General features: G+C 70.6%; 11 protein-coding genes. 7 read left to right on the forward strand and 4 right to left on the reverse strand.

Annotated features, from left to right (window positions below; all coding sequences use genetic code 11):
• Positions 1 to 14 precede the first annotated feature (14 nt).
• The 6 genes from KIS93_RS26215 (at position 15) to KIS93_RS26240 (ending at position 6,372) form a co-directional block, all read left to right on the forward strand.
• On the forward strand, positions 15 to 1,151 hold the full coding sequence (locus KIS93_RS26215) for a PP2C family protein-serine/threonine phosphatase (RefSeq protein ID WP_080045185.1): 1,137 nt from the start codon (positions 15 to 17) through the stop codon (positions 1,149 to 1,151).
• Positions 1,148 to 2,287 carry a sensor histidine kinase gene (locus tag KIS93_RS26220; protein WP_080045184.1) on the forward strand — a complete coding sequence of 380 codons (1,140 nt, stop codon included), beginning with the start codon at positions 1,148 to 1,150 and terminating at the stop codon, positions 2,285 to 2,287. Before KIS93_RS26215 ends, KIS93_RS26220 begins: the two co-directional genes overlap by 4 nt.
• Complete coding sequence (locus tag KIS93_RS26225) at positions 2,284 to 2,724, forward strand: response regulator (protein WP_080045183.1); 441 nt, start codon at positions 2,284 to 2,286, stop codon at positions 2,722 to 2,724. Before KIS93_RS26220 ends, KIS93_RS26225 begins: the two co-directional genes overlap by 4 nt.
• A gap of 202 nt (positions 2,725 to 2,926) precedes the next feature.
• Positions 2,927 to 3,712 carry a hypothetical protein gene (locus tag KIS93_RS26230; protein WP_080045182.1) on the forward strand — a complete coding sequence of 262 codons (786 nt, stop codon included), beginning with the start codon at positions 2,927 to 2,929 and terminating at the stop codon, positions 3,710 to 3,712.
• 12 nt (positions 3,713 to 3,724) lie between these two features.
• On the forward strand, positions 3,725 to 5,626 hold the full coding sequence (locus KIS93_RS26235) for a fumarate reductase/succinate dehydrogenase flavoprotein subunit (RefSeq protein ID WP_080045181.1): 1,902 nt from the start codon (positions 3,725 to 3,727) through the stop codon (positions 5,624 to 5,626).
• Positions 5,623 to 6,372 carry a succinate dehydrogenase/fumarate reductase iron-sulfur subunit gene (locus KIS93_RS26240; protein WP_080045180.1) on the forward strand — a complete coding sequence of 250 codons (750 nt, stop codon included), beginning with the start codon at positions 5,623 to 5,625 and terminating at the stop codon, positions 6,370 to 6,372. Before KIS93_RS26235 ends, KIS93_RS26240 begins: the two co-directional genes overlap by 4 nt.
• A 54-nt stretch (positions 6,373 to 6,426) precedes the next feature.
• On the opposite strand, the gene KIS93_RS26245 is transcribed toward KIS93_RS26240, so the two are convergent.
• The gene (locus tag KIS93_RS26245; RefSeq protein ID WP_080045179.1) at positions 6,427 to 7,887 is read right to left on the reverse strand and encodes a hypothetical protein; all 1,461 of its coding nucleotides are present in this window, start codon (positions 7,885 to 7,887) and stop codon (positions 6,427 to 6,429) included.
• 1,236 nt (positions 7,888 to 9,123) lie between these two features.
• Between KIS93_RS26245 and KIS93_RS26250 the strand changes: the two genes are divergently transcribed.
• Positions 9,124 to 9,762, forward strand: a complete 639-nt coding sequence (locus tag KIS93_RS26250) for a hypothetical protein (RefSeq protein ID WP_080045177.1) — start codon at positions 9,124 to 9,126, stop codon at positions 9,760 to 9,762.
• A gap of 25 nt (positions 9,763 to 9,787) precedes the next feature.
• On the opposite strand, the gene KIS93_RS26255 is transcribed toward KIS93_RS26250, so the two are convergent.
• Genes KIS93_RS26255 through KIS93_RS26265 form a run of 3 tightly spaced genes read right to left on the reverse strand, consistent with a single transcriptional unit; the run spans position 9,788 to position 11,888 of the window.
• A complete protein-coding gene (locus tag KIS93_RS26255; RefSeq protein WP_080045176.1) occupies positions 9,788 to 10,180 on the reverse strand; it encodes a (deoxy)nucleoside triphosphate pyrophosphohydrolase in 393 nt (130 codons plus the stop codon).
• Entirely contained in the window at positions 10,177 to 11,271 is a 1,095-nt protein-coding gene (locus tag KIS93_RS26260) for a C40 family peptidase (RefSeq protein WP_080045175.1), read from the reverse strand. Before KIS93_RS26260 ends, KIS93_RS26255 begins: the two co-directional genes overlap by 4 nt.
• Positions 11,268 to 11,888 carry a hypothetical protein gene (locus KIS93_RS26265; RefSeq protein WP_080045174.1) on the reverse strand — a complete coding sequence of 207 codons (621 nt, stop codon included), beginning with the start codon at positions 11,886 to 11,888 and terminating at the stop codon, positions 11,268 to 11,270. Before KIS93_RS26265 ends, KIS93_RS26260 begins: the two co-directional genes overlap by 4 nt.
• Positions 11,889 to 11,890: the final 2 nt, after the last annotated feature.

Here is an 11,890-nt window from a genome sequence, read left to right on the forward strand (position 1 = left end):
CCCGAAGGGGTGTTTTGACGGCGAACCTCTCGGAAACGCTGACGCTGCTCCTCATCGAGGACGACGACGGAGACGCCTTCCTCGTCGAGGAGTTGCTGAAGCAGGCCGTGGCTCCCCCCAAGATCCATCGGGCGCGCAGCCTGAGGGAGGCCAGGGCCAAGCTGACGCCCGAGATCCAGTGCGTGCTCGTGGACCTGTCGCTGCCCGACGCCAGCCGGCTGGAGGCGCTGGACGAGGTGCTGGCGGTGGCGTCGCCGCACACGGCCGTGCTGGTGCTCACCGGGCTCAGGGACGTGCACGTCGGCGTCTCGGCCGTGCAGTCGGGCGCTCAGGACTACCTGGTCAAGGGCGATGTGGACGCGCGCCTGCTGGCCCGCTCCATCCGGTACGCGATGGAACGCAAGCGCGCCGACCTGGCGCAGCTCAAGCTCGTCCAGGCGGAGCTGACGGCCAAGGAGAACGCCCGGCTGGAGGGCGCCCTGCTGCCCGATCCGCTGCTGCGCACGTCCGCGATCGAGCACGTGACCCGCTACCTGCCGGGCAGCGGCGGCACGCTGGCCGGCGACTTCTTCGACACCGTGCAGACGCCCGACGGCGCGGTGCACGTCGTGGTGGGCGACGTGTGCGGGCACGGCCCCGACGAGGCGGCGCTGGGGGTGGCGCTGCGCATCGCCTGGCGCACGCTGGTGCTGGCGGGGCAGACGGGCGACCCGCTGCTGCGGACGCTCGACACGCTGCTGCGGGCCGAGCGCAAGGCGCCGGAGATCTTCACGACGCTGTGCATGGCCACGATCAGCCCCGACCTGACCTCCGCCGGCATGCGCGTGGTCGGCCACCCGCCGCCCGTGCTGGTGCGCGACGGCGTGGTCGAGGTGGTGCAGGGCACGCCGTCGGGCCCGCCGCTGGGCATCTTCCAGGACGCGGCCTGGTCGGTGCTCGACGTCCCGCTCGGCGAGGACTGGTCGATGATGCTCTACACCGACGGCCTGATCGAGGCGGCCGTGGGCGAGCCGGCCCGGCTGCTGGGCGTGGACGGCCTGGTCGGCCTCGTACGCGAGCACGGCTCCATCGACCTCGACCGGCTCATCACCCGAGTCGGCACGCTGAGCGACGACCTGGCGGTGGTCATGCTGCGGAGGAGAAGAGAATGAGCATTCACCCGTTGCCTCCGCCGAAAGCTCCCACAGGGCTGGGCAGGCTGCCGGTCGCCCAGTGGTTCGTGCTGCTCGGGGTGCTGGCGGCCGTCACGTTCGTCGCGGGGGTCGTGATCGTCCTGACGATGAGCACCCAGGCCGCGGCGCTCAACCCGAGCCCCGACCTGGCCGCCCACCTCAGTCGGCTGAACGCGGCCCTCATCGTGGTGTTCGCCCTGCTGCTGGGGCTGGGCGTGGGGCTGGTGGCGACGGTGCGCTACGCGGTGCTGAAGCCGATCGACCAGCTCACCGCGCAGGTCCGTACGGTCGCGGGCGGCGACTTCGACCACGACCTGCACGTGGACCGCCCGGCGGAGCTGGCGGAGCTGTCCAGCCACATCGACTCGATGCGGGCCCGCATCGTCTCGGCCTGGCGGGTGGCCACCGACCAGGCGGAGGAGCTGCGCAGGTCGAACGGGGAGCTGGAGCAGTTCGCGTACGTGGCCAGCCACGACCTCCAGGAGCCGCTGCGCAAGGTGGCCAGCTTCACGCAGATGCTGGAGCAGCGTTACGGCCCGCAGCTCGACGAGCGGGCCCGGCAGTACATCCACTTCGCGGTCGACGGCGCCAAGCGCATGCAGCTGCTGATCAACGACCTGCTCGACTTCTCCAGGGTGGGCCGGGTGACCGGCGAGAGGAGCGTCGTCGACTCGGGCGCGGCTCTTGACCGGGCCCTGGAGAACCTCTCGGCCACGATCGAGGACGCGGAGGCGACCGTCACCCGCGACGAGCTGCCCCCGGTGAGCGGCAACGAGCTGCAGCTCACCCAGCTGTTCCAGAACCTGATCGAGAACGCGGTCAAGTTCCGCTCGGAGGCGCCGCCGCGGGTGCACATCGGGGTGCGGCGCGACGGCGACATGTGGGAGTTCAGCTGCTCCGACAACGGCATCGGGGTCGAGCCGAAGTACGCCGACCGCATCTTCCTGATCTTCCAGCGCCTGCATCCCCGAGACGTCTATCCGGGCACGGGGATCGGGCTGGCCCTCTGCCGGAAGATCGTCGAGTATCACGGGGGACAGCTCTGGCTCGACGGCGAGGGTGGCGACGGCGCCACGTTCCGCTGGACGCTGCCCATGGTGGGAGGCGAGGGATGAACGGCTGGCGCCCCATCGAGGTGCTCCTGGTCGAGGACGACCAGGGGGACATCCTGCTCACCAAGGAGGCGTTCGATCTCAACAAGGTGCGCAACCGGCTGAACGTGGTCAACGACGGCGAGCAGGCGATGGCGTTCCTGCGCCAGGAGGAGGGTTTCGCCGACGCGCCGCGCCCCGACCTGATCCTGCTCGATCTGAACCTGCCGCGGATGAGCGGGATGGAGGTGCTGCGGGAGGTGAAGGCGGACGTCATGCTCCGCACGATCCCGGTGGTGATCCTGACGACGTCGGAGGCGGAGGAGGACATCTTGCACAGCTACCGGCTGCACGCCAACGCATATGTCTCAAAACCGGTGGATTTCGAGCAATTTATCCGAGTTGTCCGGCAAATCGATGATTTTTTCGTCACTGTGGTGAAGTTGCCGGTGCAGGGGTAGCGGTCTGACGCGCGTACGTGACAGGAATCACAGTCAGTCATCGAAAAAGTGAGTGACCCCGCTCACAAATTTCGATCCTGTCGTCGTAACGTATCCCCCACCAACGCGCGCCGAGGCGGATGCCGCCGCGCGAGCGCGCCCAGCGAAACGAAACCACGGACCCCCTGCGCAGAAGGGTCCGCGGGAGGTGGAGAGGTCCGCGATGACCCAGACGACGCCCGACGCTCCGGTCCGACGGCAGCGTGCGCAAGTCAAAGTGCGCACTCTGCGCACAGACAGATGGTGGCTGGTCCCGCTCCTGACATTCCTCGGGCTCAGCTCGTTCCTCGTCTACGGTATATGGGCGATCATCGACAACAGCTACTTCGTCGATCCCTACATAGCGCCCTTCGCATCGCCCTGCCTGGCCACGTCCTGCCCTGAGGGCGCGCGGCTGTTCGGCTGGGCGCCGTTCGGCGACTGGTACGCCCTGCCCCCCGGCCTGCTGATCCTCGGCCTGCCCGGCGGATTCCGGCTGACCTGCTACTACTACCGCAAGTCCTACTACCGCTCGTTCTGGCTGTCGCCGCCCGCGTGCGCCGTGCAGGAGCCGCACGGCAAGTACACCGGCGAACGGCGCTTCCCGCTCATCCTCCAGAACATCCACCGGTACTTCTTCTACGCGGCCATCGTCATCGGCCTCATCCTGGCCTACGACGCCGTCCTCGCGCTCGTCCACAAGCCGACGGGCCTGGGCACCTGGATCCTGGTCGTCAACGCCGTCCTCATCAACGCCTACACGCTGTCGTGCCACTCCTGCCGGCACATCACGGCGGGCAGGCTCAACCACTTCTCCCGCCACCCGCTCCGGTACCGGGCCTGGACGTTCGTCTCCAAGCTCAACGCCAAGCACCAACCCCTCGCGTGGGCCTCGATGTTCTCCGTCATGGGCGCCGACCTCTACGTCCGCCTCGTCGCCAAGGGCATCATCGCCTTCCCGTACGCGTAAGGACAGCTTCCAGTGGAAAACACGCACAACACAGAGCGCCACGAGTACGACGTCGTCGTCATCGGCGCGGGCGGCGCCGGGCTGCGCGCCGCCATCGAGGCCCGCCAGCAGGGCAAGAGGACGGCGATCGTCTGCAAGTCGCTGTTCGGCAAGGCGCACACGGTCATGGCCGAGGGCGGCGCCGCCGCCGCGATGGGCAACGTCAACCCCGACGACAACTGGATGGTGCACTTCCGTGACACCATGCGGGGCGGCAAGTTCCTCAACAACTGGCGCATGGCCGAGCTGCACGCCAAGGAGGCTCCCGACCGCGTGTGGGAGCTGGAGGCGTGGGGCGCGCTGTTCGACCGCACCAAGGACGGCAAGATCAGCCAGCGGAACTTCGGCGGGCACGAGTACCCACGGCTCGCACACGTGGGCGACCGTACCGGCCTGGAGCTGATCCGCACCCTGCAGCAGCGCGTCGTCGCCCTCCAGCAGGAGGACTACGAGAACTACGGCGACTACGAGGCCTACATCAAGGTCTTCGCCGAGTGCACGGTCACCCGGCTGCTCAAGGACGGCGACGCCATCTCCGGCGCGTTCGGCTACTGGCGCGAGACCGGCAACTTCGTGCTCTTCGACGCCCCCGCCGTGGTGCTCGCGACCGGCGGCATCGGCAAGTCGTACGTGGTGACCTCCAACTCCTGGGAGTACACCGGCGACGGCCACGCCCTGGCCCTGCTCGCCGGCGCGAACCTGATCAACATGGAGTTCATCCAGTTCCACCCCACCGGGATGGTCTGGCCGCCCTCCGTGCGCGGCATCCTCGTCACCGAGTCCGTCCGCGGCGACGGTGGCGTGCTGCGCAACTCCGAGGGCAAGCGCTTCATGTTCGACTACATCCCCGAGGTCTTCAAGGACAAGTACGCGACCACGGAGGAGGAGGGCGACCGCTGGTACACCGACCAGGCCAACAACCGGCGCCCCCCGGAGCTGCTGCCGCGTGACGAGGTGGCCCGCGCGATCAACGCCGAGGTGAAGGCCGGGCGCGGCTCACCCCAGGGCGGCGTGTTCCTCGACGTCTCCACCCGGCTGCCCGCCGAGGAGATCAAGAAGCGGCTGCCGTCGATGCACCACCAGTTCAAGGAGCTGGCCGACGTCGACATCACCGCCGAGCCCATGCAGGTGGGCCCGACCTGCCACTACATCATGGGCGGCGTCGAGGTGGACGCCGACACCGGCGCGGCGGCCGTGCCGGGGCTGTTCGCGGCCGGCGAGGTGTCCGGCGGCATGCACGGCTCCAACCGGCTCGGCGGCAACTCGCTGTCGGACCTGCTGGTGTTCGGGCGCCGGGCGGGCGCGGGCGCGGCCACGTACGTGGACGCCCTCAAGGCCCGGCCCAAGGTGCTGCCCGAGCAGGTGGACGCCGCCAGAGAGGAGGCGCTGGCGCCGCTGGGCCGCACCGGCGAGAACCCGTACGAGGTGCACCACGAGCTCCAGCGCACCATGAACGACCTGGTCGGCATCATCCGCAAGGCCGAGGAGATCACCGAGGCCCTCGGCGTCGTGGAGAAGCTCAAGGAGCGCGTGCGCATGGTCGGCGCCGGCGGCTCCCGCATCTACAACCCCGGCTGGCACCTCGCGATCGACCTGCGCAACATGGTGCTGGTGTCGGAGTGCGTGGCCCGCGCCGCGCTCATGCGCGAGGAGAGCCGCGGCGGGCACACCCGCGACGACTTCCCCGGCATGAACCCGGAATGGCGCCGCAAGCTGCTCGTCTGCTCCACCGAGGACGGCTCCACCGTCAAGGTCGAGGAGAAGGTGCAGCCGCCCATGCGCGACGACCTCATCACCCTGTTCGACCGGGACGAGCTGAAGAAGTACCTCACCGACGAAGAGATGGCCGAGTTCGACGGGATAGCGAAGTCATGAGCTACAAGGCAAAGTTCAAGGTCTGGCGCGGTGAGGGCGGCGAGGGCAGGCTCGAGGACTTCACGGTGGAGGTGAACGAGGGCGAGGTCGTCCTCGACATCATCCACCGCCTCCAGGCCACCCAGGCCCCCGACCTCGCGGTGCGCTGGAACTGCAAGGCCGGCAAGTGCGGCTCGTGCAGCATGGAGATCAACGGCAAGCCGCGGCTCGGCTGCATGACCCGGATGTCCACCTTCTCCGAGGACGAGACCATCACGGTCACGCCGATGCGGACGTTCCCCGTCATCAAGGACCTCGTCACCGACGTCTCGTACAACTACCAGAAGGCCCGCGAGGTCCCCTCCTTCACGCCGCCGAGCGGGGTCCAGCCGGGCGAGTACCGCATGCAGCAGATCGACGTCGAGCGCTCGCAGGAGTTCCGCAAGTGCATCGAGTGCTTCATGTGCAACAACGTCTGCCACGTGATCCGCGACCACGAGGAGAACAAGACCAACTTCTCCGGTCCCCGCTTCCTCATGCGGATCGCCGAGCTGGACATGCACCCGTACGACGTGGCCGACCGGCAGGAGGCGGCCCAGGAGGAGCACGGGCTCGGCTACTGCAACATCACCAAGTGCTGCACCGAGGTCTGCCCCGAGCACATCAAGATCACCGATAACGCGCTGATCCCCATGAAGGAGCGCGTGGTGGACCGCAAGTACGACCCGCTGGTGTGGCTGGGCAACAAGATCTTCAGGCGCAAGTAGAAACGCGAAAGCGGGGGCCGGTTCTCTCACCGGCCCCCGCTTTTTCGTTGGTCGCTACTTCTTCTTCCGCCGGCCGAACCGCCTGCGCGTCTCGTCCGGCATCTCCTTCGTCGGCTCCTGCGGCGCGGGCGGCGGCGGCAGCGGCTGCACGGCCGTCACGTCCGCGTCAGGAGCCAAGTAAGGCGGCGGCTCGTAGTCGTCGCCCAGCGCCCGGCCGGACGGCGGCTCGCGGTCGTCCGAGGGCCGGTACGGCGGCGGCTCGTAGCCATCGCCAGCCGGCGGCTCGTAGGTGTCGCCCGGCGTCCGGTCGCGGGCCGGCTGGAACAGCGAGCCCGGCCGCTCCTGCCCCCACGGCTCCGAGTCGCCCGCCTCGGCCGCCGAGGCCGGGCCGAGAGGCTGGTCCACACCGCCGTCGAACGGGGCCGCGCCGCCCGGCGGGATGTCCTGCGGCACCGGAGCCGGCGGTACCAGCGGCTCGAACAGGTCGCGCTCGCGCGGCTTCGGCGGCTCGCTGTAGGAGTCGAACTCGTCGGGGTGCAGCACCACCGGCTCGGGCTCGGCTGGAGGCGGCTCCTGCGTGTAGCCCTGCGGCGGGTACGGGTGCGGCTCCTGGTAGCCGTACTGGGGCGGGCCGCTCGGATAGGTCTGCACCGGCACGAAGCTGATGATCGGCGCGTACGCGGTACCGCCCGGATAGGACGGCGCCGGCGCCGGGAAGCCCCCCGCGGTGGCGGCGTAACCGGGCCCCGCCGGGTAACCACCACCGGCCGCGTAGGGGTCAGGCCCCGGCATCGGGCTCGTCATGGGGGTCGTCATCGCCTGCGGGCCCGCCTTGCGTACCGCCGCCGCGTGCGCCATGCGGCGCAGCCTGCCCTCGAAGATCAGCACCGCGAACAGCGCCAGCAGCACCAGCACCAGCGCCGGGATGCTGAGCTTGCGCGTCAGCTCCGTCTGGTCGAACTCCGGCGCCGCCCTGCGCAGCTCCAGCGGCACCTCCTCACTGGAGGCGACCTGCGTCTCGCTCGGCAGCGTGTTCGCCGTCGGCGTGTCGGACGGCGCGATGGCCGGCATCTCGACCGACTGCTCCGGCGTGGGCGTCGTGGAGGTCACCGGCGGCACCTCGACGCTCTGCGTGGGCAGCGGCTGCGGGTTCTGCGGCGGCGGCGTCTGCGTGAGCGTGGGCGTCGGCGCGGGGGCGGACGTCGTCTTGCTGGGCTTGGGCGCCTTGGGGGTCTTGCTGGCCTTCGGCGGGCTCGCCGTGACCGTCTTGGTGACCGTCGTCTCCGGCGCCTCGTCCGGCGTGGTCGGGGTCGGCGAGCCGTCGGTGACGGTCACCGTGATGGTGGTCTCAGGAGTGACGTCGCCGCACAGCGTCACGTCGGGATCGCACGGCTCGACCGGGTCGAGTAACACGGAGGCACTCGCGCTCTGCACGATGAACGGCGTCGCTCCGACAGCCGTGAGCCCGAGCGCTAAGACGATCGCGGACACGGCCGTCGCCCGTGTGCGTGCCACCGGTGCCCTCCGCGTGGTCCCGTAACCATGGTCAAGGGAATACTAGCCGGGTAAAAGTAACAGTAAAGACGGAATTACAACACCTTTCTACGGTTACGTCCGCGTTGTACCGTGACAACGGCCGAAAGGGCCGCCATCAGTACTCCGATACCCACGACCACCATGGGCAACGCCCCCGGACCGTCGATCGGGCTGGCCCATCGCACCCGCTCAACGGGCTTCACGGACACCGCCATCCCCCACGGCAACGGCGCCTCTCCACGGCCTGCCTCCGCCTGGAACGAGTCAACCGCCCCGGCCTGACCTGGGGAGCTTCCGGTGGCGACCGGCAAGGGCAACGGCGCTCCCGCGCCGGGCACCTGCGCCTGCCCCCCGGCCCCTGCGGCACTCCCCCGCCCGCCACCTGCGGCCCCCGCCCGCCACCTGCGGCCCCCGCCGGCCACCTGCGGCACACCAGGGGTGACCTGCGGCACCGCACCGGTTGCTTGCGGGGCGCCGCCGGTCGCTTGCGGCACGGCACCGGTCGCTTGCGGGACGGCGCTCGCGGAGGGGCCGGGGACCGCGTTCAAGTTCCCGCCCGTAGTGGCCCCCTGCGCCGCGCTCGGCACCACGCTGGGGATCGCGCTCGGAATGACGAGCGCCCCACCCACCCCGGGCACCGGCACCGGCGCAGCCGCCGCGTGGGCGCGCCGCGGCACGGCTCGGGCGCGTTGTGACGCGGCCTGGGTGCGTCGCGGCGCAGCTTGAGCACCGGGCAGCGCAACATGCGCGCGCTGCGGTGCAGCTTGCGTGCGTTGCGGCAGAGCTTGCGGCAGCGTCCACAGCCCGCCCCTTACACCGGCTGGCCCCACGACGCCCGGCCTCACGCCGCTAGGGCCTACGGAACCAGGACCCGGCGAGCGGCGGTGCGGCCCCACCTGTGCCCGTGGAGTGGCCCTTCCGGCGCTCACCAGGGCACTCTGCGTGCGCGCGGGCGCAGCTTGCGGCTGGGCGGCTTCCGTGCGCCTGGGCGCGACGTGTGCGGGCGCGGCCGCCGTGCGTACAGGCGCGGCCGGCGTGCGCGCTGGTGCCGCCTGCGCGCGGCCGGGCACGGCCCCGGCAGGCAGGGGCACCGCCTGCACCCGTCCAGGCGCCGCCTCCGTGCGCGCGGGCCGGGCATGCGCGTGAGCGGGCACAGGCGCGGGCGCGGCTTGCGACAGGGCCGCAGCCGGGGCTGGGGCTGGGACTGGGGCCGGGATGGTCGTCGTTTCGCCCGCGACCACCTCCCCGTCCCGAACGGCGGCGGTGCGGCTCATGGTGGTCAGCCCGCCGCTCTCGACGTCACGCACCCGGGCGACCGCCGCGAGCACCACTTCCCGCGCCCCCGCCGGCGTCCGGAGCGTGACGTCCACGGAGCGCTCGCCGGAGACCTTGCCCAGCGCGCACATCCGCGTCCCGGGCGGGGGCGCCGCTTTCGTGGCCGGCCGGCCGACGACGGCCAGCGCCCGCATGGTGAGCGTCCCCGCCATGCCGAGGTCGGGGGTCGTTCCGCGCGTCGGTGCCGCACCGGCGACGGGGGCCGTACCGACCGGGGAAGCCGCAGGGGCAGAGGCAGGGAGGCAGGACACCTCCTGCAGCGCCTCGACGGGGCTGGCCGCGACCGCGACCCGCGCCCCCCGCGCCATCCCGTTGAGCCGGACCCGGAACCGCTGCGTGTCTCCGGTCCTGACCCACCTGCCGATCCCCTCGGCCCCGTTCACCCGTTCCAGCACCAGCGACACCCCGGCCGCCGCCACGGGCACGGAGGGCACCGCCGCCAGGATCAGCACCCCTGCGACGACCCAGCTCCTCCGCATGGCTCCCCACTCCCCCGCCGCGACAAATTACGCACAGTAATCATTGTGTCACAGAGAGGGATGTCCTAATCGCGGTGGAGCAGATTCTCCACGGTCTTCATGATGGGCAGGTCGGCGCCCAGCCATTCGACGTCGTAGTACTCCCCGGGCCCGAGCCAGCGCAGCGCCAGATGCTCGCGCGCCTCGGGGCTGCCGGAGGCCAGGGTGCAGAGCCAGACGCGCATGACGTACCCCTCGGCGAGCGGCCAGTCACCGCCGACGCGCGCGCCGACGGAGACCTCGACGCCCAGCTCCTCCCGGCACTCCCGGACGAGCGCCGCCGCCTCGCTCTCCCCCGGGTCCACCTTCCCGCCGGGGAACTCCCAGCCGCCGGCCAGCGCGGCGGGCTGGGCACGCTGGGCGGCCAGCACCCGCCCGCCGTCGGCGACGATCACCGCGGCAACGACCACAATGCTCATAGGGTGGGATTCTGCAGCTTCTTGATCTGTTCGAGGACGTCGGGGTTCTGCAGGGGACGGGTGAAGCCCACGCGGTTGCCCCGGGCCTGGTAGCTGGTGACCTTGATGGGCCCGCACAGCCGGCACCTGGCCTCCAGCATCTTGCCCTTCGAGACGACGAGCCCCACGTGGCCGGGGCTGTCGGGCGAGGTGCCCGGCCCGGCGTTGAAGAACACCAGGTCCCCCGGCTGTTCCTCACCCTCTAACACCTTCACCCCGAACGGCCACTGCGTGAACGTGGTGCGCGGGATCTTCAGCCCCGCCGCCTTGTAGGCCGCGTAGATGACGCCCGAGCAGTCGAACGCGTCCGGCCCCGTGCCGCCCCACAGGTACGGCTTGCCGCGCTGCGCCAGCGCGAACTGCAGGATCTTGGCCACGAGGTCGCTCGGCGCGGCCTCGACCAGCGGCTCGTCGCACTCCTCCGACGCCTGCGGCGGCACCTTGACGTCGCCGGACTTGGCGTACCTTCTGGCGATCTCCTCGACCTGGTCGACGTACCACCAGGCCCGGTTGTAGACGAACAGCGCCTGCCGGACGTTCTCGGGGGCGCCGTTGCGCTTGAGCATCTTGGCGGCGCCGAGGATGGCGTCGGCCGGGTTGTAGATGTCGGCCACGCCGTCGCCGTCGCCGTCGGAGGCGTACCCGTTGACCGTGGACGACGTGGCGATCCTGGCCTTGCCGCCCCACGTGGAGATGAGGAACTGCATCGGCCCGGCCGCGCCGGCCGCGTTGGTGCCGCTCTGGACGCCGGGCAGGGTGGAGCGGCCGTGGTCGGTCTCGCGCTTGCCGACGGCGGCCAGGATGTTCCACTGGACGCCGATCTTCTTGCCGTACTCCTTGTACAGCTCCAGGTACTCGGCGGGAATGTCGGAGGCGGCCGAGTCGGAGACCTCCTCCACCTGCGCCTGGTCATTGCAGTCGACGCTCGTGCCCCCGCTGGACAGGAACGACGGCATCGACATCAGCAGCAGCGGCGACACGACGACCGCCACCAGGAGCAGCAGGCCCGCCGCGCCGATGATCAGCGCGAGCCGGGCTTTGGAGAGCTTCACTGGTCACCCTCCTGGCCCTCGTCGGACGGCAGGATGTCGTAGATGCGCCAGTCGGCGCCGAGCTGGCTCACGGTGACCGCGTACTCCTCCGTGGCCACCTTGTTGCCGCTCTTGGCGGTGACCTGCCGGTTCGCGGCCACCACGAACACGATGGAGGACTTCTCGACCTGCCTGATCTCCTTCAGGTGAGCCGTGGCCGTCGAGACCGTCTGGTCGCTCCGGTTCTGCTCGACGAAGCCCACCGAGGTGACCGTCCTGGTGAGGGTGCCGGCCAGCTCGGGCGTGGTGAAGACCTTCAGCCGCTGCGCGTACGCCGCGGGGTCCTCGTCGTAGCGGAAGGTGCCGTACGCGGCGGTGAACCGCTCGGCGAGATCCGCCGCCGCGGCCAGCTGCTCCTTCTTCATCGGCAGGTACGAGTAGATGTCGAACGGCGCGGCGCTCGCGGTCGCCAGCGGCGTGCTCGACGCCACGGCGGAGCTGGTGGCGACGCTCGCCGCCGGCTCCGGCGCGGCCTGCTCGGCCGAGTCGGGCCACATCGTCAGGTAGATGCCGACCGCTGCGATGACCACGACGAGGGCGGCGAAGGCCACCCCCCGCCTGTCACCCGGCTGCGCCATGT

Origin of the sequence: [Actinomadura] parvosata subsp. kistnae (assembly GCF_900323885.1) — a bacterium.
Classification (GTDB): Bacteria; Actinomycetota; Actinomycetes; order Streptosporangiales; family Streptosporangiaceae; genus Nonomuraea; species Nonomuraea composti.